Origin of the sequence: Pseudodesulfovibrio sp. lm2024 (assembly GCF_051175575.1) — a bacterium.
GTDB lineage: Bacteria > Desulfobacterota > Desulfovibrionia > Desulfovibrionales > Desulfovibrionaceae > Pseudodesulfovibrio > Pseudodesulfovibrio caledoniensis.
In genome coordinates, this window is record NZ_CP195092.1 from 1,325,582 (window position 1) to 1,346,065 (window position 20,484).

21 protein-coding genes and 1 riboswitch are annotated in these 20,484 nt (G+C 64.8%); of the genes, 8 read left to right on the forward strand and 13 right to left on the reverse strand.

The window, feature by feature from the left end:
- Positions 1-145 precede the first annotated feature (145 nt).
- Genes lipA through ACR42D_RS06005 form a run of 4 tightly spaced genes read right to left on the reverse strand, consistent with a single transcriptional unit; the run spans position 146 to position 4,272 of the window.
- Positions 146-1,015, reverse strand: coding sequence for a lipoyl synthase (gene lipA, locus ACR42D_RS05990; RefSeq protein ID WP_484565948.1), 870 nt, complete (start codon positions 1,013-1,015; stop codon positions 146-148).
- On the reverse strand, positions 945-1,604 hold the full coding sequence (gene lipB, locus ACR42D_RS05995) for a lipoyl(octanoyl) transferase LipB (RefSeq protein WP_484565949.1): 660 nt from the start codon (positions 1,602-1,604) through the stop codon (positions 945-947). The genes lipA and lipB overlap by 71 nt, the downstream gene beginning before the upstream one ends.
- 9 nt (positions 1,605-1,613) lie before the next feature.
- The gene (locus ACR42D_RS06000) at positions 1,614-2,726 is read right to left on the reverse strand and encodes a small ribosomal subunit Rsm22 family protein (RefSeq protein WP_484565950.1); all 1,113 of its coding nucleotides are present in this window, start codon (positions 2,724-2,726) and stop codon (positions 1,614-1,616) included.
- Positions 2,716-4,272: an ASKHA domain-containing protein gene (locus ACR42D_RS06005; RefSeq protein ID WP_484565951.1), complete on the reverse strand. Its 1,557-nt coding sequence runs from the start codon at positions 4,270-4,272 to the stop codon at positions 2,716-2,718. Before ACR42D_RS06005 ends, ACR42D_RS06000 begins: the two co-directional genes overlap by 11 nt.
- Before the next feature lie 128 nt (positions 4,273-4,400).
- Between ACR42D_RS06005 and ACR42D_RS06010 the strand changes: the two genes are divergently transcribed.
- The 4 genes from ACR42D_RS06010 to ACR42D_RS06025 all read left to right on the forward strand — a co-directional run bounded on the left by ACR42D_RS06010 (position 4,401) and on the right by ACR42D_RS06025 (position 8,520).
- Complete coding sequence (locus ACR42D_RS06010; protein ID WP_484565952.1) at positions 4,401-5,276, forward strand: alpha/beta fold hydrolase; 876 nt, start codon at positions 4,401-4,403, stop codon at positions 5,274-5,276.
- 540 nt (positions 5,277-5,816) lie between these two features.
- Positions 5,817-6,446 (forward strand): class I SAM-dependent DNA methyltransferase, encoded by a 630-nt coding sequence (locus ACR42D_RS06015; protein ID WP_484565953.1) that lies wholly within the window; start codon positions 5,817-5,819, stop codon positions 6,444-6,446.
- Positions 6,447-6,457: 11 nt separating this feature from the next.
- Complete coding sequence (locus tag ACR42D_RS06020; RefSeq protein ID WP_484565954.1) at positions 6,458-7,102, forward strand: class I SAM-dependent DNA methyltransferase; 645 nt, start codon at positions 6,458-6,460, stop codon at positions 7,100-7,102.
- 275 nt (positions 7,103-7,377) lie between these two features.
- On the forward strand, positions 7,378-8,520 hold the full coding sequence (locus ACR42D_RS06025; RefSeq protein WP_484565549.1) for an IS481 family transposase: 1,143 nt from the start codon (positions 7,378-7,380) through the stop codon (positions 8,518-8,520).
- Between the two features lie 113 nt (positions 8,521-8,633).
- Here the strand turns inward: ACR42D_RS06025 and ACR42D_RS06030 are convergent, their stop codons facing one another.
- From ACR42D_RS06030 to ACR42D_RS06070, 9 genes are all read right to left on the reverse strand, one after another.
- Entirely contained in the window at positions 8,634-9,428 is a 795-nt protein-coding gene (locus ACR42D_RS06030; protein ID WP_484565955.1) for a sirohydrochlorin cobaltochelatase, read from the reverse strand.
- Complete coding sequence (gene cobI, locus ACR42D_RS06035) at positions 9,425-10,138, reverse strand: precorrin-2 C(20)-methyltransferase (protein WP_484565956.1); 714 nt, start codon at positions 10,136-10,138, stop codon at positions 9,425-9,427. Before cobI ends, ACR42D_RS06030 begins: the two co-directional genes overlap by 4 nt.
- 69 nt (positions 10,139-10,207) lie before the next feature.
- Positions 10,208-11,101, reverse strand: a complete 894-nt coding sequence (locus tag ACR42D_RS06040; protein ID WP_484565957.1) for an ABC transporter substrate-binding protein — start codon at positions 11,099-11,101, stop codon at positions 10,208-10,210.
- A 2-nt stretch (positions 11,102-11,103) separates the two neighbouring features.
- Positions 11,104-11,883 (reverse strand): ABC transporter ATP-binding protein, encoded by a 780-nt coding sequence (locus tag ACR42D_RS06045; protein WP_484565958.1) that lies wholly within the window; start codon positions 11,881-11,883, stop codon positions 11,104-11,106.
- Positions 11,876-12,913 (reverse strand): FecCD family ABC transporter permease, encoded by a 1,038-nt coding sequence (locus tag ACR42D_RS06050; protein WP_484565959.1) that lies wholly within the window; start codon positions 12,911-12,913, stop codon positions 11,876-11,878. Before ACR42D_RS06050 ends, ACR42D_RS06045 begins: the two co-directional genes overlap by 8 nt.
- A 4-nt stretch (positions 12,914-12,917) precedes the next feature.
- Positions 12,918-13,892, reverse strand: coding sequence for a sirohydrochlorin cobaltochelatase (locus ACR42D_RS06055; RefSeq protein ID WP_484565960.1), 975 nt, complete (start codon positions 13,890-13,892; stop codon positions 12,918-12,920).
- A 122-nt stretch (positions 13,893-14,014) separates the two neighbouring features.
- A riboswitch (cobalamin riboswitch) is annotated at positions 14,015-14,191 on the reverse strand.
- A 13-nt stretch (positions 14,192-14,204) separates the two neighbouring features.
- A complete protein-coding gene (locus ACR42D_RS06060; RefSeq protein ID WP_484565961.1) occupies positions 14,205-15,878 on the reverse strand; it encodes a chemotaxis protein CheA in 1,674 nt (557 codons plus the stop codon).
- A gap of 9 nt (positions 15,879-15,887) precedes the next feature.
- Complete coding sequence (locus tag ACR42D_RS06065) at positions 15,888-16,613, reverse strand: Hpt domain-containing protein (protein WP_484565962.1); 726 nt, start codon at positions 16,611-16,613, stop codon at positions 15,888-15,890.
- 15 nt (positions 16,614-16,628) lie between these two features.
- A complete protein-coding gene (locus tag ACR42D_RS06070) occupies positions 16,629-17,024 on the reverse strand; it encodes a response regulator (RefSeq protein WP_484565963.1) in 396 nt (131 codons plus the stop codon).
- A 182-nt stretch (positions 17,025-17,206) separates the two neighbouring features.
- Here ACR42D_RS06070 and ACR42D_RS06075 point away from each other — a divergent pair, with 182 nt between their 5' ends.
- From ACR42D_RS06075 to pdxA, 4 genes are all read left to right on the forward strand, one after another.
- The gene (locus tag ACR42D_RS06075) at positions 17,207-17,797 is read left to right on the forward strand and encodes a TrmH family RNA methyltransferase (protein WP_484565964.1); all 591 of its coding nucleotides are present in this window, start codon (positions 17,207-17,209) and stop codon (positions 17,795-17,797) included.
- A gap of 10 nt (positions 17,798-17,807) precedes the next feature.
- Complete coding sequence (locus tag ACR42D_RS06080) at positions 17,808-18,419, forward strand: L-threonylcarbamoyladenylate synthase (RefSeq protein ID WP_484565965.1); 612 nt, start codon at positions 17,808-17,810, stop codon at positions 18,417-18,419.
- A gap of 493 nt (positions 18,420-18,912) precedes the next feature.
- Positions 18,913-19,398 (forward strand): NUDIX domain-containing protein, encoded by a 486-nt coding sequence (locus ACR42D_RS06085; RefSeq protein WP_484565966.1) that lies wholly within the window; start codon positions 18,913-18,915, stop codon positions 19,396-19,398.
- 73 nt (positions 19,399-19,471) lie between these two features.
- Positions 19,472-20,482 carry a 4-hydroxythreonine-4-phosphate dehydrogenase PdxA gene (pdxA, locus tag ACR42D_RS06090; protein WP_484565967.1) on the forward strand — a complete coding sequence of 337 codons (1,011 nt, stop codon included), beginning with the start codon at positions 19,472-19,474 and terminating at the stop codon, positions 20,480-20,482.
- Positions 20,483-20,484 lie beyond the last annotated feature (2 nt).

Here is a 20,484-nt window from a genome sequence, read left to right on the forward strand (position 1 = left end):
TTGTCGGGTGACTTCGCCTCCGGCGGGCAGGGGTTCGCACCCCTGCACCCCATATTGCGCCTGCGGCGCGGGTTGTCCAAATAATTAAGGCCGACAAGGTGATATCACCTTGTCGGCCTTGGTTTTGTATTACTTGTAGGTTCGTCTAGACGAAGTCGGCGGCGTTGTAGCTCGAACGCACCAGGGGGGCGCTGAACATGTGGCGGATGCCGCGTTTCCGGCCTTCCTCGGCGTACAGCTCGAAAACCTCGGGCTCCACGTACCGCTTGACCATGGGGTGCTGGCGGCTGGGCTGCATGTACTGGCCGATGGTCACGATGTCGCAGTCGATCGCCGCCAGGTCGTCCAGCACGGTCATGATTTGCTCGTCGGTCTCGCCCAGGCCGACCATGATCCCGGATTTGGTCGGGATGTCCGGGGCCATGCGCTTGGCGTTCTCCAGTACGTATAGGGACTGGCGGTAGTCCGCCTGGGGCCGGATGGCGTCGTACAGGACCGGCACGGTCTCCAGGTTGTGGTTGAGCACGTTGGGGCGCGCGTCGAGCACGGCCCTGAGCGCCGCTTCGTCGCCCTGGAAGTCCGGGATGAGGACCTCCACGGTGCACTCGGGCATGGCCTCGCGTACGGCCCGGATGCAGGCCGCGAAGTGGCCTGAGCCGCCGTCCGGGAGGTCATCTCGGGTGACCGAAGTGATGACCACGTGCTTGAGTTTGAGCCGTCTGGCGGCCTCGGCCACGCGGGCGGGCTCGGTCGGGTCCAGCGGTTCCAGGTCGCCGGAGGTGATGTTGCAGAAGGCGCAGTTACGCGTGCAGATCGCCCCCATGATCAGGAAGGTGGCCACGTTCTTGGAAAAGCACTCCCACTTGTTGGGGCACTTGGCGGATTGGCAGACCGTGTTCAGGTGCAGGTCGCCGATGAGCTCCGAGGTGTTGGAGAAGTTCTCGTTACACGGCAGCTTGATCCGCAACCACGGCGGGATCCGCAAAGGCTTTTGCAAAGGCTCGCTTGAAGACATTCTTGACGTCCTCCATGTCTATGTCCCGCCCGGCTTCGGCGGAGAGGGAAGTGGGTACCGCGCCCTGGATGCCGCACAGGGTGATGGCGTTGAAAAGGCTCGTGTCCCGGGCCACGTTCAGGGCCAGGCCGTGGTAGGTCACCCAGCGGCGCACGCCGATGCCCATGGAGCATATCTTGCGGGTCTCGTCCACCCAGACGCCCGGATGTTTGGGCCGCCGGATGGTCTCCACGCCGTAGTGCGCGCAGGTGTCGATGACCGCCTGCTCCATGTCGTGGAAGAATTTGCGCATGCCGCCGGGCCGCTTCTCGACGCGCCAGATGGGGTAGGCCACCAGCTGGCCCGGGAAGTGGCAGGTGATGTTCCCGCCGCGCGTGGTCTGGACCAGGTCGATGCCGTGGGCCTGCAGTTCCTCGGGGTCCAGGTGCAGGTTCTCGGAGCCGCCCAGGCGGCCCAGGGTGATGACCTTGGGGTGCTCCAGCAGGAACACGGTGTTATCCTGCGTGCCGTTGGTCACGGCCTCCAGGGCTTCCAATTGCAGGGCTTCGGCGTCCTTGTAGCCGATCAGCCCCAGATCAATGATCTTCATTACTCGCTCTTACGGTTTGTAGGGAAGGATGAGCGCCTTGGACTTGAGGTCCGTCTTGGGGCTGGAGGGCCAGCCGGGCGCGATCAGTTGGCCCGGGAACAGGGGCCGGGTTCCGGCCGCGTACTCGATCAGGGTCAGCCCCTTGTCCGAGCAGGCGTACTGGCCCTTGCCGCCGTGCAGCTTGAAGGGCTCGGACACGGCCCGCACCGCGCCCCATTCAGAGGCGCCGCCGGGCGAAAGATACAGGAAGTTGAGGCTGACGTTGTCCTTTTCCAGGGACGCCTCCCTGGAGATGCCTTCCAGCCACTCGGGCGCGCCCTTGGTGGAGAAATTGAAGTGGCACCAGGGCCCCTGGCCCATGGCGGGCATGGGGCACTCGCCCGTGTGCGGGCAGGGCGCGATGGGCTTGTAGCCCTTTTCCAGGAACTGGGCGCGCATCTCGGCGATGATCCGCCCGGCCAGCCGCACGCCGGTCTCGACGAGCAGGATGCGCCCGGTCTCCTTGGTGGCCCCGATCATGTGCGCGGCCAGTTTCTCGGCCTGGGGCCGCGTGGACCGGCCGGACCAGTCCAGCTCGTTGAAGGCGTTGGCGGCCATGAGCAGGTCGACCTTGTCGCGGATGTGGTCCGTGAACCCGGCCTTGACCGTCTTGACGCGCCAGGGCGAGTCCTTGCCCGCCAGGGCCTGGAAGAGCTTGAGCCCGGTGTTCATGGTCTTGGGCGCGATGTCCAGGCAGGTGAAGTTCAACCGCCGCTTGCGCAGGTGCGGCCGGGACATCCACAGGGCCAGGACCGTGGTCAGGGGGCCGGTGCCCAGGTCGGCCACGTTGCCGTCCTCGGGGATGTCCAGCTCCAGGCCGGAGAACAGCCGGGACAGGCGGAACAGGTTCCAGGGCAGGAAATAGTAGAGATACGGCGACAGAAACTTGTCGTCGGTCATGTACTCCTTGCGCCGGGTGGACCGTTCGTTGGTCAGGCTCCGGGACATGTCCCGGATGTCGTACTTCAACTGGTCGCGGTGCTTGCCCTTGAGTGGCCAGGCGCGCTTGAGCAACGCCTCGAAGCGAACGAGTTGTTCGACATTGTCCTCGGTCAGGTTGGGAAACAGTCCGTCAATCGACATAGGAAAAACGCATCCTTTGGATGAATTGGTCGCCGAAATCGGCGTCGCCGGTCAGGTCCACGCGGGTCAGCCCCTCGGGCAGGGATTCGGCGAAGGTCCGCGCCGCCGGGTCGGCCAGGAGCAGCTCCGTGCCCGCAAGCGACGTGTTGCCCGCCTTGACGGTCCGGGCCGCGCAGCCGGGCGGCAGAAAGCCCAAGGTCTCCAGGTCGGCGGGCGAGACGTGCTCGCCCAACGCCCCGGCCAGATAAATTTGTTTCAGCCCGCCCGGGCCGATCCCGGCGGTCTTGAGCAAGGCGGACACGGCCAGGTTGAAGGCCGCCTTGACCTTGAGGATCTCCTCCACGTCCGAGGCCGGGAGCCGGACCTCGCCGTTGACCGCAAAGGCGGGCTCGCCGTCCACGGCGGACACCCGTTCGGCCAGCCGCGCGGCCAGGGGGGTGGTCCCCTTGGCGAAGCGCCCGGTCTCGTCCAGCACGCCGTGGGCGCGCAGCACGGCGGCCAGGGACAGGTAGCCCGTGCCGGTCATGCCCGTTCTCGTCGCCTGGGTGGCGTCCGAATCGTCGAAATAGCGGATTTCCAGCCCCCCGGGGGTCAGCTGGAAGCCGGTGATCGCGCCGGGCCCGGCGGTGCGGCCGAAGGACAGCCCAACGCCCTCCAGGGCCGGCCCCATGGGCACGCTGGCGCACAGCCGCTTTTCGGGCGACAGGGCCAGGATGAACTCGCCGTTGGTGCCGAGGTCGGCCAGAAGGAACGGATACTGCGGCTCGCCGCCGTATTCCACGGCGGTCAGCCCGGCGGACAGGTCCGCGCCCACGAATGGCGCGAGCAGGGGGGGGATGTAGGCCGGGGGCAGCCCCGCGCCCAGCCGTTTCTCGTCGCCGCCGAAATAGGTCAGCTCGTAGGGCGCGGCCGCCAGGTCGTCCGGTTTCTTGCCGAGCAGGATGTAGGTCATGGCCGGGTTGCCGGACACGGCCAGGGCCACGCATTTGCCGCCCAGGTTGCGGGCTGCGAGCAGGGCCAGTTCGGTGATGCGGTCGGTGATCAGGGCGCGGAGCACGAAGCGGCCCTCCGCCGTGGACGCGGCGGCCAGCCGGGACATGACCTCGGCCCCCATGCCCATCTGCGGGTTGAGCTCGAGGCCCGTGGCCACGGGTTCGCCGTCAACCAGAGCGGTCCAGTGGACGGAGGTGGTGCCCAGGTCCACGGCCAGGGCGAAGTCGCCGCCCACCTGCTTCAGGGCGCGCACGGCGCGTTGGGTGCGCACCGGCTCGGGCAGTTCGATCTCGCACGGTTCGGACGGGTGCAGGCAGGCGAGCCGCCAGCCCTGGTCGAGCCTGTCCTGGCCGAGCTTCTTCAACTCGTCGCGGTTCGCTTCGGGCGCGTCATTGAGATAGCGCACGCGGCACAGGCCGCACTTGCCCAGGCCCGAGCACAACGGCACGCCGTGCCACAGCCGGGAGAGAAAGATGGTTCGGGCCAGGGTCTCGCCCGGCTTGGGCTCCAGGGCGAACCGCCCGCCGTCATGGGTGTGTATCAGTATGCTCACAAGGTCTCCGTGGGGCGCAGACTAGCCCAAGGCGCGTGCGCTGTAAACGGCGGGCATCGTGCTTGGCTCCGGGGGCGGGAATTGGTAAGGATTCTGGTCGGCGGAGAATCAAACCAAAGGAAGGCGTCATGTCTCGGGTAAAGGCCAATGGCATTGATATTGAGTACGATACGTTCGGCGACGACAAGGGACCGGCGTTGTTGCTGATCATGGGCGGTGGAAGCCAGATGATCTACTGGGAGGCCGGGTTCTGCGAGATGCTGGCGGAACGGGGATGCTACGTGATCCGTTTCGACAACCGGGACGTAGGCCTGTCCACCAAGTTCGACGAGGCGGGCGTGCCCGACATCGCGGCGGCCATGGCCGGTCAGTCCGTGGAGCCCGCCTATACCCTCGAGGACATGGCGGATGACGCCGTGGGCCTGCTCGACGCCCTTGGCATCGACAAGGCGCACGTCTGTGGCGCCTCGGTCGGGGGCATGATCGCTCAGGTCGTTGCGTACCGGCACCCGACACGCGTCCTGAGCCTGACGTCCATCATGTCGAGCACGGGGAACCCCGAACTGCCCAGGATCGCGGGCGACGTCCTGGCCGAGGTGTACAAGCCCATCCCGGCCGAGCGCGAGGCGTTTGTCGCGCACCAGACGGACATGTGGCGGAAGCTGTGGAGCCCCGGTTTTCCCTTTGAGGAGGAGCGGCTGCGGCGTCTTCTGGGTGAGAGTTTCGACCGCTCCTACTATCCGCAGGGCATGGCCCGCCAGGGGCTGGCCGTCGTGGCCCACGGCTATCGGAAATCCTCCATCGCCTCGATCAAAGCCCCCACGCTGGTGATCCACGGCGACAGGGACCCCTTCATGTCCCTGGAGGGCGGCAGGGAGACGGCCCGACTCATTCCGGGCGCGAAACTGCTGGTCATCGAGGGCATGGGCCACGATCTGCCGACGCCGACCTGGCCGCGCATCGCGGAGGCCATGTCCGAACACATGCGGTCGGCGGCCCGGTAGCAGCAGCCCGCTCAAGAACAGGGGCGATGGGCCGCCTCTCACCGCCTGGTGCTCGACGAACGGAAGCGTCGGCACCGATCGCCTGAAGTCCTGCTGACACTCCGCCGGGGGAGTAATCCAGCGCTTCGCCGTTCCCATCCACATTGCCTTTCTTTCTGGCCCATCCGTGGCCGGGGCTCCTCGCGCGCCCGGCCAACGCCCTCTCTTGATTGTTTCAACAGGATGACAATACAACGTTATTGTGAATGTCATGCACTGCCTTGACTTTGTCATGCAGAGATGTTTTGTAATGAACCTACAGTATGATTTTTGACTGGTTAATCGTTTTTCAATCGACGATCAAAGCCAAGGAAATATTTTTTAATTGGCAACATGTTGATTGAAACATCCATCTCCAGTTTCAATAATACAAAGCGATTTTGCTTCATTATTTTATGTAATACATCGATGATGCATTGCAATTATATTTCCATATCATTTATGATGACTGTATAAAGTCTGAAAATTTCTATAATAGAAACATTTAACAGAGGAATCGCCATGAACGACACTCCCGAGAAATGGGTGGCCACGTACGAAGCCACCACCCCGGAACAACTGGTTGACGCCTACCGCTGCTGGGCGGACGAATACGACAGGGACACCTGCCAGGGCATGGGCTACGTGGGACCCGGCGTGGCCGCCAATCTCCTGGACCGCTATCTCGAATCCCCCGAGTCCAAAGTCCTGGACGCCGGGTGCGGCACCGGGCTGGTGGGCCAGGCCATGAGCGAGTTGGGCTACAGCCGCATCGAGGCCATGGATTTCTCCCGCGACATGCTCAAGGTGGCCGAGGCAAAGGACGTCTACGGCGACATCCACCACGCCGACATGAACCGCAGGCTCGCATTCGACGACAATTCCTATGACGCGACCATCTGCGTGGGCGCGTTGACCTATGCCCATGTCGGGCCCGAGGTCTTCGACGAGTTCGTGCGCATCACCCGGCCCGGCGGGTTCATCTGCTTCACCGTGCGCGACGGGGCGTACCAGGAGTACGGCTACCGCAAACGGATGGTCAGCCTGGAGGCGGACAACGCCTTTAGGCTCAAGGAGATGGTCGACACCGACTATTTGCAAAAAGAGGACGTCACGGCCAAGTACTGCGTCTACGAAGTCCTGGAATCATAGGGGGATACGGAATGGTTTCCGACAACAAGACATTGGACAAGGTCTATACCGCCACCAACCATGCCGAACTGATGGACGCCTACAAGGATTGGGCGGACGACTACGACAACGACACGGTGGGCAGCTTCGGCTATGTGGCCCCTGCGGCCGCGGCCCGGGCCCTGCAGCGCGTGGAGCCCAAGACCGGCGTGCGCATCCTCGACGCGGGCTGCGGCACCGGCCAGGTGGGGCGGATACTCTCGGACAAGGGGTACGGGGACATCCACGCCCTGGACTATTCCGAGGACATGCTCCGCGTGGCCGAGTCCAAGGACATCTACGGCTCGCTCATGCAGGCCGACCTGAGCAAGAAGCTCGATATCGACGATGACGCGTACGGCGCCGTGGTCTGCGTGGGCACATTGACCTATGGCCACGTGGACGCGACCGCCTTCGACGAACTTATCCGCGTGACCCGGCCCGACGGGCATATCTGCTTCACCATCCGCGAAGGGGCGTACGAGGACTACGGGTACCGCGACCGCATGATCGCCCTGGAAAAGGCGGACGCCTGGGAGTTGGTCAGCATGGAGGAGGCGGACTACCTCAAGAACGAGAACGTGACGTGCAAGCTGTGCACCTACAAGGTCCTGGCCGAGGGTGCACCGAATGCCTAGGATCACCGCACCCCGGCGGACGAAAGAGGAGGACCATATGGTCCTCCTCTTTTTGTTGACGAAACGAAACCATTCAAAAGTCAACGTCCGCAATAGCGCCCCCCCCTGCGAAGCGGCCCAAAAAGTTTAGGAAGGAGAGAGGGGATGGGGGTCCGGGGGAAGGGGAGAGAGGGGTACAGCCCGGGTACATAGGTAACACATTAGCCCGGGAACAGGGGTAACACTTTGGGCATGAGAGCCTGGAGGTGCCCATGCCCTGGAATGAGGTCAAACCTATGGATCAACGATGGCTGTTTGTGATGGAGGCGCAGCTTGGCGCCGAGGCCCTGGCGGCATTGTGCCGCAAGTACGGCATCAGTCGAAAAACAGGATACAAGTGGCTGAAACGATACCATGAACTCGGCAAGTTCGGATTCATGGAGCTGACCAGGAGGCCGCGCGGTTGTCCGCATAGGACGCCTGTTGAAATGCGGGAGGCCGTCGTGGCCCTGCGCAAGGCGTGGCCGGGCATCGGGCCGCGCAAGATCGCCGGTGAGCTGCGCAATCGGGGGCTCCGGCCCCCCTCCCACAGCACCATCGCCCTCATCCTCAAGGACGCGGGGCTGGTCAAGGCGCGCAGGCGGCGCAACGCCCGGTTTCGGCAATGGCCAGGCACGCTGACGGAGCCCGAGCATCCCAACCACGTCTGGAGCGTCGACTACAAGGGCTGGTTCAGGATGCTTTGCGGAAGCACCTGCTATCCATTAACGATTATGGATAGTTACAGCCGATTTCTCGTGGGGTGCGAGGCCCTGTCCCGGCCCGCCTTCGCGCCCACGCGGGAGGCCTTCGACCGGACTTTCGCCCGATTCGGCCTGCCCGAAATAATCCGCGTGGATAACGGAACGCCGTTCGCGGGGGCGGGAGCGGGCGGCCTGTCCCGGCTGAGTGCTCTTTGGCTGCGGTTGGGGATCGACGTGGAGTTTATCGAGCCGGGCAAGCCGCAACAAAACGGGGCGCACGAGCGGATGCACCGCAGCCTCAAGCGGGAAATCCGCCTGGGCAGAGGGCTGCGGCAACAGCAGCGCCGCTTCCGCGCCTGGCGTCGGCACTACAACCACAACAGGCCCCATGAAGCGTTGGGCATGGCCGTCCCAGCCCAGGTCTACGTCCGATCGGAGAGAAGATATCCAGCTGAAATACCGGACTTTCAATACGCCGCACAGCACACTGTCCGGCGGGTCAAAAACACCGGGGAAATCAAGTGGAGGGGCCGCAGGCGGTACATCAGCCAGGGCCTGGCCGGCAGTCTGATCGGCCTTCTGGAAAACCGCGCCGGCGACTTGAACATCTACGCCGGATCAGTCCTGCTCGGCATCTTGCCCGCCTCCGGTTCCGGGGGCCTGATCAGGCCCCCGGAACCGGTAGACGAACAATAAAAGTGTTACCCATGTACCCGGGCAGAAGTGTTACCCATGTTTCCGGTTGCACAGGGGAAGCCCTTTTCAAAGGGTTCCCTCTCTCCCCTTCCCCCGGCCGCCGGAGGCAACCGCTAACAGCGGTTCATGCGCGCCAGGGCGTCGTGGAGGTGGCTGAGCCAGATGTCCACGAGACGGTCGTATTCGCCCGCGCCCTTGAGCACGGCCTCGCACTTGATGCCCGCCTTTTCCAGGCGGGTCTGCCAGCTGGTCTCGGAGTCGCCGACCATGTCGCGGGCGGCGTGCCAGCCCGCACCGAAGAGGAAGGGCAGGAGGTGGGCCTTTTTCACGCCGTCGCGCCGGAACCGTTCGATGATCGCGTCGATGCCGGGTTCGGCCTCCATGGCGCCCATGTGCACGGACGGATCGCGCTTCTGGAAGGCGCGGTGCAGGGCCTCGTAGTAGACGTTGCCGTCGTGCTTGGTGCCGTGGCCCATGAACAGCACGGCGTCGTTTTCGCCCTTGCCCTGCTCGGCGATGGCCAGGACCGCGTCGGCCACTTCCTCCACGCCCGCCTCGCCGGCCACCAGGGGAAAGCCGACCTCCACGCGGGTGAAGCCGTGCTCGCGGAGCATGAGTTCGTTGGCCAGGCCGAGGAGTTCGTGGAACTCGGTGCCCGGGATGAGATGCAGGGACTGGACGGCCACGTGGGTGACGCCTTCATTGAGGAGCTTGTCCAGGGCGGCGGGCACGGAGTCGACCGCTTCGCCCGCCTTCTTCATGTGCCCCCGGATGGTCTTGGAGGTGTAGGCCACGCGCACCGGGATGTCCGGATAGGCCGCCCTGACCCGCTCGGTGATGTGGGTCAGCGAGTCCATGGCGTTCTCGTGCCGTGAGCCGAAGGCGGCCAGGACGATGGCGGTGCTCACGATTTGTTCCTCTTGACCAGGGCCAGGGAGAAGTAATGGGGCTGCTTGGGGGCATCCTTGATGTCCATGAGAATGGACTCATCGTCCATGTCCAGGCGGGAGACGAGAACCGTGGTGTCGGCCAGGCGGAGCTTGGTCAGCAGGGCGCGAATCTCGTCGAAGTTCTTGTACGCCTTGAGGATGACCGCGTTGTCGGCGGTGTTCAGCTGCTCCTCCAGGCGGGCGGGATCGGCCACGCCCGAGGTGATGAGCAGGGATTCCTTGGACTCGCACAGGACCAGGCCGATGCGCGCGGCCGCAGCGTGGAAGGAGGTGATGCCGGGCACGGCGCGCAGGCGCAGGTCCGGGTTCATCTCCAGCAGGGTGCGCTGCAGGTAGCCGTAGGTGGAGTAGGTCAGTGGGTCGCCCAGGGTCAGGAAGGCGGCGTCCCGGCCGCTGTCCAGGACTTCGGCCACGAGTCGGGCGTTCTCGGCCCAGGCCTCATCCAGGGTGTCCTGGTCCTTGGTCATGGGAAAGCCCAGGCGGATGATGCGCACGCCTTCCTTGAGATGCGGTTTGGCAATGGAGTACGCCGTGGAATAGTCGTTCTTGGTGGAGGCGGCGGCAAAGATGACGTCCACCTGTCCGAGGACGCGCACGGCCTTGAGGGTGAGCAGTTCCGGGTCGCCGGGGCCTACCCCGATGCCGTAGAGAGTGCCTTTCTTGGTCACGTTGTCTATCCGTTCTGTTTTTGTCGGTAGCCGACTGTGTCTGTTTTGCGCTGGCCCGTCAACTCGGGGCTAGGGGTGCAGGAGCTGGTATACGGTGTCGATGCCTTCGAGCAGGCGCAGGGTGGGGCGCGAGACCAGGTGCTCGTCCACCAGAAAGACGTTGCGGGTCAGGACGGCCTTGATGCGCGAGGCGGCCGGGCTGCCCACGATGTCCTTGACGGAGACGTCGTTCATGGTTCCGCGCTGGGCAAGGTAGACGTCGATCCGGCCGCCCTTGTTCAGCAGCCGCTCCAGGCCGTAGTCCGCGATGTTGGTCCCGTGGCGGGGCCGGGCGTCGGCGGCCACGTTGATGCCGCCCGCCTTTTCCAGCACGAACAGGGGCATGGAGCCGGGCGAGAAGGTGGCGGATTTGCGGTGGATGGATTCGAAGAACACGCCGGGCAGTTCCTCCTCGGGGATGGTGCCCAGCCGGTCCTCGGCGCGGCGCACGCCGTCGCGGAAGTCCTCGATCATGTATTCGGCCTTGGCCTGGCGGCCGGTCAGGGCCCCCAGGGTGCGCCAGTAGCCGAACATGGCCTCAATGGAGTCGGGCTGGAGCGAGACCACGGTGACGCCGTGGCGGGCGAGCGCGTTCCACAGCCCGGCGTAGGCGCGCATGTGCATGGGCCGGATCAGGATCAGGTCGGGCTTGGCGGCCAGGAACTTCTCCACCCCGTCGCGGGCGTTGAAGGCGGGCTTGCCCAGGGCGGCGGCCGGGTAGTCCTCGTCGGTGGACACGCCGATGATCTGCTCGTCCAGGCCGAGGGAAAAGAGGTTTTCGGTGTGCGCGCCGTACAGGGAGATGATCCGGGTGAACGGTTTGTCGAAGGAGACGGTCCGGCCCGAGTCGTCGGTGATGGTCCGGGCCTGGGCCGTGGAGCAGAGGAACAGGATGAAGGCGAGGGTGAAGAAGAGGCGTTTCAAGATCAGTTTCCTTGGATATAGACGATGTGCGGTCCGTATTCGGTTTCCAGAACGGCGGCGCGCACGCCGAAGACCGCGTGGATGTTTTCGGGAGTGAGCGTGCGGGAAACGTTGCCATAGGCGTGAACGGCCCCTTTGTCCAGCATGACCAGGTTGTCGCAGTACCGGGCGGCCAGGTTCAGGTCGTGGAGCACGGCCACCACGGTGCGGCCCGCTTCGGCCAGCCGGACGAGCTCCTCCATGGTCGCCATGGCGTGGCGGATGTCCATGGCCGAGGTGGGCTCGTCCAGGAGCAGGGCCGGGGTGTCCTGGGCCAGACCGCGCGCCACGGCGGTGCGCTGGCGCTCGCCCCCGGACAGGTCGGCCACGGCGCGGTGGCGCAGGCCTGTGAGGTCCATGGCGGCCAGGGCCTGTTCCACGCGCTTTATGTCGCGCGGGCCGGGACGGCTGAACCGGGGGATGTGCGGGTGCCGCCCCATGAGCACGGTCTCGGCCACGGTGAACGGGAAGCGCAGGGGCTGGTCCTGGGAGACCAGGGCGCAGAGCCCGGCCAGCCGGGCCGGGGGGCAGGCGGACACGTCCTCGCCGTTGAGGCGCGCCGCGCCCGAGGTGGGCGCGAGCAGTCCGGCCAGCAGGCCGAGCAGGGTGGACTTGCCGCTGCCGTTGGGACCGATGATCCCGTGGACCATGCCCGGGGCGAACCCCAGGTCCAGGCCGCGAAGCACCGGCGCGTCGCCGTAGGCGAAGCCGAGGTCCTGCAGGGTGAAGGTGGCGCTATCCACGGGCCAGCCTCCGGGAGCGGCTGAAGATCCAGCAGAAGACCGGGCCGCCGATGAGCGCGGTGAGCACGCCGATGGGCACCTCGTGGGGCAGCAGGGCGCGGGTCACGGTGTCGGCCAGCAGGAGCAGGATGGCCCCGCCCAGGCCCGAGGCGGGCAGCAGCCAGCGGTTGTCCGGGCCCACGACCATGCGCATCAGATGCGGCACGATCAGCCCGACAAAGCCAATGACTCCGCTCACGGACACGCAGACCGCGCTGACCAGGGAAGCGGTCACCAGCAGGATCAGGCGCACCCGGCCGGTGTCCACGCCCAGGCTGCGGGCCGAGCGGGTGCCCAGGCTCATGATGTTCAGGTCGCGTCCGTAGTAGAGGCAGATCGCGAAGGCCGCGATGGATGCCGAGCCGGCCAAGGCCGCGTCGTTCAAGGTGCGGCCCACGAAGCTGCCCATGAGCCAGAAGACGATGACCGAGACCCGCTCGTCGGCCAGGTACTTGATGAAGCTGATGCCCGCCGAGAGGATGGCCGAGACGATGACCCCTGAAAGGATGAGCGAGGCCGGGGACAGCTCGCCGTCCCGCCCGGCCAGGGAGATGACCGCGAAGAGGGTCAGGGCCGCGCCCGCGAAGGCCAGGACCGGCAGGGTGGCCGGGCCGAAAAAGGAGAGGCCCAGGAGCAGGGCCAGGGCCGCGCCGAAGGCCGCGCCCGAGGACACGCCTAGGGTGAACGGGTCGGCCAGGGGGTTGAGCAGCAGTCCCTGGAAGACCGCGCCCGCCACGGCCAAGCCGAAGCCCACGGCCGCGCAGGTCAGGATACGCGGTAGGCGGACGTCCAGAAGGATGCCCGCCGTGGTGGTGTCCAGCGAATCCGCCGCCCCCCGGAGCCCGTTCAGCAGCCCGCGCAGGACCTCGCCCGGCGGGATGGGGATGACCCCCAGGCCGCAGGCGGCCAGGGCCAGCCCGGCAAGCGCTGCCGCGAGCAGGGCCACGGTCAGGCCGTTGCGAAGGGGGGTACGGGAGGCGGCGGTCGTCATGAACCTATTCCGCGCCCTGCTTTTGGGCCATGGCGTCCTTGACGTGGTCCACATAGATGTCGGCCCAGGCGTCCATCATGCCCAGGCCGTTCAAGTCGGGGGTGACCTTGTATCCGGCCTTGGTCAGCATGACCTTCCACGAGTCGTCCTCATCGCCCGCCATGTCGTTGGTGGCATGGTCGCCGGCCACGATCATGAACGGCTTGAGCAGGATGTTCTTCTTGCCCGCGCCCTTGAGCTGCGCGGCCATGTCGTCGAACCCGGGAAAGCCTTCCACGCAGCCGATGTAGATGGGGTAGTCGTATTCGTCCTGCAGCACCTTCTGGAATTCGGAATAGATGCCGGTGGAGAAGTAGTCGTTGCCATGCCCCATGTAAACCAGGGCGGCGTTCATCTTGCGGGCGTGTTCCACATCGGCCTTGAGGGCCTTGGCGGCCTTGGCCAGGTCCTCGGTGTAGGGATGGTCCTCACCGGGCATGCCCAGGGCCGGACGGCCCAGAGCCAGGCGGACAAAGGGCGCGTGGCGGGGCTTCAGGGTGCGGATGGATTTCAGGGAGCCGACCAGGGTGATCAGGTCGTGGAACTCCTCGCCCGCGAAGACGTGCAGGGACTGCACGGTGATGTCGCGGTAGCCGTCGTTCTGGAGGTCCGCGATGGTGGCCAGGGGGTGCTTGACGTACAGGACCTCCTCCGGGATGTCGGCGTGCGCCGTCTTCCAGGCCGCGTCGTCCTGGCGCTTCTGCCAGATGCGGCGGATGATGTTCGAGGTGAAGGCCAGGCGCACGGGCACGCCGGGATTGGCCGCCTCCACCTTGGTCTTGATGTTCAGGATGGATTTGACCGCTTCGGGGTAGGAAGTGCCGAAGGCGGCCAGGACGATGGCCGGTCTGGCCGGGCCCTCGTCGTGGTGCCCGGCCTGGGCCGGTACGGCCATGAGCAGGACGAGCAGGAGGAAGATGGAGTTTCTGAACAGGTTCATCGATGTTCTCCGAAAGGGGCGGGTCCGGGAAATGAATAACCCCTTCCTCTTCGAATTCAGAGGAAGGGGTCCGTATTATCCCTTCGATACCTCGGCGGCAAGCCCACGTACCACCGTGGCAAGTCCATTGCGCGCATCAGGCAGGTCTTCCGGCTGGTCCCTCCCGCTGCCGCCTTCCCAGGGAGACCCCAGTGGCATGAATGGCAGCGGTTCGGCAGGACGTCACGGCGGCGGGTCCGCTCCCGATTCGCACGGGATTCCCTATTGAGTCCGAGGACACCTGAAGATTGAGGATTATGCTCCGGGCGGCGGTTATGTCAAGGACGAGTCGGCGGCCTTGGCGATGCGATCCTGGAATTGCTGGATCATCTCCTCGGCGTCGATGACCAGGGCGTCGGATTCGCCCATCATGCCGTAGCCCAGGATGGGGATCTGGAAGATTTCATGCACCGGCACGGTGAAGCCGGTGATGACCACCTGCTGCTGGCGGAGGACTTCATCCACCAGGATGGCGCCCTTGTAGTCGCCCACCCGGACCACGATGGCCTGGGCCATCTCGATGTCGTCGATCTCCGGGGTCAGTTCCAGGAGGTCGGCCAGGCGGAGCAGGGAATGGACCTCGCCGCGCACGTCCACGGTCTCGCGGCCGTCGGGCAGCTGGACCACGTCGTTGTGCCGGGGCATGTAGATCTCGACCACGTCGCGGCTGGGCATGATGAAGGTATCGCCGCCCACCTTGCAGACCAGGGCGTCCACGATGCCTTCGTTGGCCGAGCGGTCCAGGGGGATGACGATGGTGAAGGCCGCGCCCTTGCCGAGCGTGCTCTTGATGGACACCTCGCCGTCCAGGGCGACTTTGATGGCGTTGACCACCGCGTCCATGCCCACGCCGCGCCCGGACACGTCGGTGATCTTCTCGGCCGTGGAAAAGCCGCTCTGGAGGACGAACTGGAGGATTTCCTCGGTCTCGTATTCCTTGTCCGGGTCGGCCAGCCCCTTTTCCAGCGCCTTGGCCAGGATGCGGTCCGGGTCCAGGCCGCGCCCGTCGTCGCCGACCTGGATGAAGGCGCTGTCGCCCTTGCGCCAGGCGGACAGGGTCACGGTGCCGGTCTCGGACTTGCCCGCGGCCTTGCGCCCCTCGGGGTCTTCCAGGCCGTGGTCCACGGCGTTGCGCAGCAGGTGGACCAGGGGCTCGTTCAGGGATTCCACGATGGTCTTGTCCAGGGCCAGGTCGTCGCCCTTGACCTCGAAGTCGAGCTTCTTGCCGATCTTCTGGGACAGGCTCTTGACCAGCCGGTGCATGGGCATGAAAATCTGCTTGAGCGGCACCAGGCGGATGGCGTTGACCTCCTGCTGGAGCCGGGTGATGACGTTGTCCAGCTCGCGCAGGCTGGAGGCCATCTGGGTCATGCTGGTGGCCCCGCCCTGGGCGATGACCGCGTAGGTGACCATGAGCTTGCCCACCAGTTCGATGACCCGGTCGAGCCGGTCGGTGGCCACGCGGATGGAGGAGATGGCCGCGGGCGCACCCTTGGCGTCGGCCTTGGATTCGGCCTTGGGCTCGGGCTTGGCGTCGGCCTTGGATTCGGCGGGCGCGTCCTCTTCCTCGGGCGCGTCGGCCTCGGCAGTGGGCGGTTCCGAGAACGCCTTGGCCGCGTCCTCCTCGGATTCCTCTACTGCCGGGGCGGACGGCGAGCGCTTGATCTTGGCCAGAGCGTCGGCGCTGCCCTCAAGCAGGCCGCCCAGGGCGAAAAAGAACTTCTTCTGGGCCTCGCAGATGCCGAGCAGGGAGGTGATGATGTCGCTGCTGACGGGCGTGATGCCGTCCTTGAGCATGTCCAGCAGGGCGATGACCCCGGCCGAGGAGAGTTGCATGCACGACAGGCCGAGTGCGTCCACCACCGCTTCGACCCCCTGGCCGGTGGCGTCCACTTCGAGGATTTGCTGTTCGATGTCCTCGATGCACTGGATGATGCTGTCTTGCATGGCTTCCCCTTATTGCGCGGTGAAATAGGTTTCCCTGTCGGGATAAACGGAGATGGTCTTGTCGAAGCCCCACCCGATGAGCGTCTGCTTGGCGTCCGGCGAAAGGGAGCAGGCCGCGATCTTGAAGGTCGTGCCCATGCTGGCCACGGCGGCCCACGCGCCGGAGCCGAAGGTCAGCACCCCGCCGAGGTCCAGGAGCACCGGGTCGCCGGGCTCGATGAACAGGATGGCCGAAATGATCGGCTTGACGTGGCCCTCCAGGTGGACGCGCGGGTCCTTGACCGTGATCACGGTCACCCCGTCCCGGGTCTCCACGTCCACGCCGGCTCCCATGGATTCGCCCTCGGACTGCTCGCTGGAGGACGCCTCCTTGATCAGGGCCAGGACTTCCTCGCGTTCCCCGGTGTCCGTGTCGCCCTCTCTGAGCTGTTCCAGAACCTGGAATATCATGTTCACCCCGCGCGAGAGCAGGGTCACGTTGTCCGGTGTCGACTCGACTTCGCCGGACTGTACTTTTTTCAGGAAATCCTCAATCTTGTGGGTAAAGTGGGAAGCTTCTTCAAAGCCCGCCATGAACCCGGTAACGCCCTTGATGGTGTGCAGGGGGCGGGCCAGGATCTCGATGCCCTGGGGCAAATCCTCGCCCTCGAGGAGTTCGAGACCCTCCATCACCTGGGGGTAGTACTTGTCGTTGACTTCGGAGAAGAACTCCTCGACCATCGGGTCTTCGCTCATGACGGGTCCTCGGCTTTATTTGTGCAGGAGCCCGAGCTTTTCCAGCTCGGCGTACAACTTGTCCTTGGCGACCGGCTTGACAATGTAGGCCGAGGCCTCGCCGTCGTGGAAGGTCCGGATGACCGTCCGGGGGTCGTCCAGAGCCGTGGTCATGATCACCTTGACCCTCGGCCGGTAGTTGTGTTTCGTCTCGAGGTCCCGAATCTTCTGCAACGCTTCGATCCCGTCCACCTCGGGCATCATGATGTCCATGAGAATCAGGTCGTACGGCCTGTTTTCGTCATGGCCCATCTTGAACGCCTCCACCGCCTCCCTGCCGTTGACCACGATGTCCACCTCGAAAAGGGTCATCAGGAACGACCGCAGGACCTTGCGGCTCAGGAATTCGTCTTCGACAATGAGTGCACGCATTTCGTTCCCCGCTTTCTTACCTTGGAAAGAGAATTCACATCTTCTTTTCCTACGTAAAATGAAAAAATGTCAATATGATGATAGGAATTTATAACTCGCATCACATTATAATCTGGCCGGTTGCGTCGCCTTGAAGTGTGTCCGGGGTTGCCAAACCATTGCAGAATGGATACCAACGCCGCATGCCCAGACAGATAACGGATGAAAGGAAGAAACGTATCGACGAGGTGCTGTCCCGGCGGCAGCCGGACCTGACCCTGATCATGGACAACATCTGGGACCCCCACAATGTTTCGGCGGTCCTCAGAAGCTGCGACGCCTTCGGCGTGGCAGGGGTGCACCTGTACTATACCGATTCGCAGTGGCCCGACCTGGCCCAGAAGAGCTCGGCCTCGGCCAAGAAGTGGATCGAACGCACCGAGCACATCGACGCGGACGAGATGATCGCCGAACTGAAGGGGCAGGGCATGCAGATACTGCGCACCGGATTTTCGGCCACGGCCCGTCCGGTCATGGACTTCGACTTCACCCGGCCCACGGCGATCATCCTGAGCAACGAGCACCGGGGCACCTCCCCGGAGCTGGCCAGGCTGGTCCCGGACGAGGTCTATATTCCCATGCAGGGAATGGTCCAGAGCTTCAACGTCTCGGTGGCCGCGGCCATCATCCTGTATCAGGCGTTCACCCAGCGCGACGCCGCCGGCATGTACGACGAATCCTCCTTCTCCCGGGAGGAACTGGAATCGCTCAAAACCCAATGGTATTCGAGGTAAGGAGAGAGTCATGCAAGAATTGCTCAAGGTCCTTCGTTCCGACGGCATCGTCATATATCCCACCGAAACCCTGTACGCGCTGGGCTGCGACGCCACCAGCGAAAAGGCCTGCGACCGCGTGGCCGAGGTCAAGGGACGCTCCGAGGAGCGGCCCCTGCCGCTGATCATCGGCGGCCTGGACATGCTCGACCTGGTCACCGCCGAAAAGTCCCGCTCCCTGCTGGACCTTGCCGAAGCGTTCTGGCCCGGTCCGTTGTCCATCCTGGTCAAGGCGTTGCCCGAACTGCCCGCCTGGCTGTCCGACGAGGAGGGCTACACCTCGGTGCGCTGGTCCGGCCATCCGTTCGCCTCGGAGCTGTCGCGCCGGTTCCGCAAGCCCATCGTGGCCACCAGCGCCAACCTGTCCGGCAAGCCCCCGGCGGCCCTGCCCGAGGACATCGACCCCGCGCTCCTGGAAAAGGTCGACGGTTACTACTTCGACCCGCCGTGGCCGCGCGGCCACAAGGCGTCCACCGTGGTCCGCATGCTCGGCTCCAGCAAGCTCGAAATCATCCGCGAGGGCGAGATATCCATCAAGAAACTCTGCGACAAGGGGTTCTCCGTGGCCGTGCGCAACGCCTGATCCGTTCGGGCGGGTTAAAAAACTTGAACCCGTATACACGGGAAATGGACCTTTGCCGGTCCGAGGTAAAAAATCCTGTACCCATTTCCGGGGGCAGGATTTTTTATTCTTCAGGTGTATTTCTATAGCATATTGATTTTATAGGTTAAAAATAAAATATTGCCGTCTTTTTAGACTTTGGCACAGCGGTTGCTACATATCAAATCAACTTCTTCCTTTTATTTGCACACGAGAAAGCCAAGGCTTCACCGGATGGTCCGATGAAGCCTTTCTCGTATGGTTTGCTGCGCAATAATAATCATTATAAAAGCGGCATGTTGGGTGTTTTTCTGTGCTCCTTTTCAGCCGCATCATCGCCTCTTGCGTCGGGTGTATCCGGGGCGGGAAGGGGATCTCGGCAGAGTAAAAAAAGTGGAATCCCTTTCCCGGGGTTTGACTTCGTGGCCGTGTTTGGGGACAGTCCTGCCGTATCCAACAGCCAACGGAGCGTGCCATGGGCAAAGTGCAGACCTGCCCCCATTGCGGGGGTGAAATTCAAGTATATCGAAATCCCACTCCCACGGTGGACGTGATCATCGCCATGCCGGTAGAAGGCGGCGGGCAGGGCGTGGTCCTGGTAAAGCGGAGCAACCCGCCGCTGGGCTGGGCGCTGCCCGGCGGGTTCGTGGATTACGGCGAGACCTGCGAGCACGCGGCCGTGCGCGAGATGCGGGAGGAGACCGGGCTGACCGTGCGGCTGACCGGTCTGCTCGGGGTCTACTCCGACCCGAACCGCGACCCGCGCGGCCACACCATGAGCGTGGTCTACACCGGCGAGCCCGAGGACCCGTCGCAGCTCGCGGCGGGCGACGACGCGGCCGAGGCCAGGGTCTATCCTCTGGGCCAATGGCCCGAACTGGCCTTTGACCACGCCCTGATCCTGGCCGACTACCAGACCTCGCTCCGGAACGGCGCAACCCCCTGTCCGGACGCGGATTGACTTGGCCCGGACCCCGGCGTAGCCTCCCGAAACCGGCCTATCCCGAACCGACCGCATTCAAGGTGAGACCATCATGCGAACCCTGTGCATAACCCTCGGAGACCCCTGCGGCCTCGGACCCGAGCTGGTCACCCGCCATTTCCTGGACTCCGGCGAGCCCACGGACCGGTTCCTGCTCATCGGCCCGGCACCGGCCCTGGACCGCGAACTGGCCAGGCTGGGCGCGGCCCGCTTCTTCACCCCCATCGATTCCCCGGACCAGATCACGGACAAGGGGCCCGGCGTCTACATCCACCAGCCGTCCGAGCTGGACGACGTCTGTTTTCCTCCGGGCGCGCCGTGCCGCGAGGGCGGTCTGTCCGCGGGCGTCAGCCTGGACGCGGCCATCGAGGTCCTGAAGTCGGGCCTGGCCCAGGGATTGCTGACCTGCCCGTTGAACAAGGCCATGCTCAACGCCGCCGGGTTCGACTTTCCCGGCCATACGGAATTTCTCGCCGAAAAGCTCGGCGTGGGCCGCGACAACGTGTGCATGCATCTGTGCGGCCACGACCCGGACGACCCCTCGCCCAAGCTGCGCGTCAGCCTGGTGACCACCCACCCGCGACTGCGCGACGTGCCCGCCCTGGTCACCAGAGAGCGTATCCTGCACTGCCTGCGCCTGACCGCCGACTTCGTGCGCACCTTGGGTCTGGAAGGCCCCATCGGCGTGTGCGGCCTGAACCCCCACGCCGGGGAGTCCGGGCGCATCGGCAACGAGGAGATCACCACCGTCATCCCGGCCCTGGAGCAGGCCAGGGCCGAGGGCATCGACGCGGCGGGCCCCATACCCGGCGACACCATCTTCCACTTTGCGGCCAAGGGCCAGTATCCGGCCGTGCTGGCCATGTACCACGACCAGGGGCTCGCGCCGCTCAAGCTGCTCCATTTCAGCCGCGCCGTGAACGTCACCCTCGGCCTGCCGTATCCGCGCACCTCGCCGGACCACGGCACCGGCTACGACCTGGTGGGCACGGGCGAGGCGTCCATCGACAGCTTCCGGGCCGCCCTGGATATGCTACAAAAACTGGTCGGCGGGACGGAGTGACC

Bases quoted from the DNA above. Each gene is read 5' to 3' on its own strand.
- lipA (WP_484565948.1), bottom strand. From the start codon at position 1,015: ATGTCTTCAAGCGAGCCTTTGCAAAAGCCTTTGCGGATCCCGCCGTGG.
- lipB (WP_484565949.1), bottom strand. From the start codon at position 1,604: ATGAAGATCATTGATCTGGGGCTGATCGGCTACAAGGACGCCGAAGCC.
- ACR42D_RS06000 (WP_484565950.1), bottom strand. From the start codon at position 2,726: ATGTCGATTGACGGACTGTTTCCCAACCTGACCGAGGACAATGTCGAA.
- ACR42D_RS06010 (WP_484565952.1), top strand. From the start codon at position 4,401: ATGTCTCGGGTAAAGGCCAATGGCATTGATATTGAGTACGATACGTTC.
- ACR42D_RS06015 (WP_484565953.1), top strand. From the start codon at position 5,817: ATGAACGACACTCCCGAGAAATGGGTGGCCACGTACGAAGCCACCACC.
- ACR42D_RS06020 (WP_484565954.1), top strand. From the start codon at position 6,458: ATGGTTTCCGACAACAAGACATTGGACAAGGTCTATACCGCCACCAAC.
- ACR42D_RS06025 (WP_484565549.1), top strand. From the start codon at position 7,378: ATGGATCAACGATGGCTGTTTGTGATGGAGGCGCAGCTTGGCGCCGAG.
- ACR42D_RS06050 (WP_484565959.1), bottom strand. From the start codon at position 12,913: ATGACGACCGCCGCCTCCCGTACCCCCCTTCGCAACGGCCTGACCGTG.
- ACR42D_RS06055 (WP_484565960.1), bottom strand. From the start codon at position 13,892: ATGAACCTGTTCAGAAACTCCATCTTCCTCCTGCTCGTCCTGCTCATG.
- ACR42D_RS06060 (WP_484565961.1), bottom strand. From the start codon at position 15,878: ATGCAAGACAGCATCATCCAGTGCATCGAGGACATCGAACAGCAAATC.
- ACR42D_RS06065 (WP_484565962.1), bottom strand. From the start codon at position 16,613: ATGAGCGAAGACCCGATGGTCGAGGAGTTCTTCTCCGAAGTCAACGAC.
- ACR42D_RS06070 (WP_484565963.1), bottom strand. From the start codon at position 17,024: ATGCGTGCACTCATTGTCGAAGACGAATTCCTGAGCCGCAAGGTCCTG.
- ACR42D_RS06075 (WP_484565964.1), top strand. From the start codon at position 17,207: ATGCCCAGACAGATAACGGATGAAAGGAAGAAACGTATCGACGAGGTG.
- ACR42D_RS06080 (WP_484565965.1), top strand. From the start codon at position 17,808: ATGCAAGAATTGCTCAAGGTCCTTCGTTCCGACGGCATCGTCATATAT.
- ACR42D_RS06085 (WP_484565966.1), top strand. From the start codon at position 18,913: ATGGGCAAAGTGCAGACCTGCCCCCATTGCGGGGGTGAAATTCAAGTA.
- pdxA (WP_484565967.1), top strand. From the start codon at position 19,472: ATGCGAACCCTGTGCATAACCCTCGGAGACCCCTGCGGCCTCGGACCC.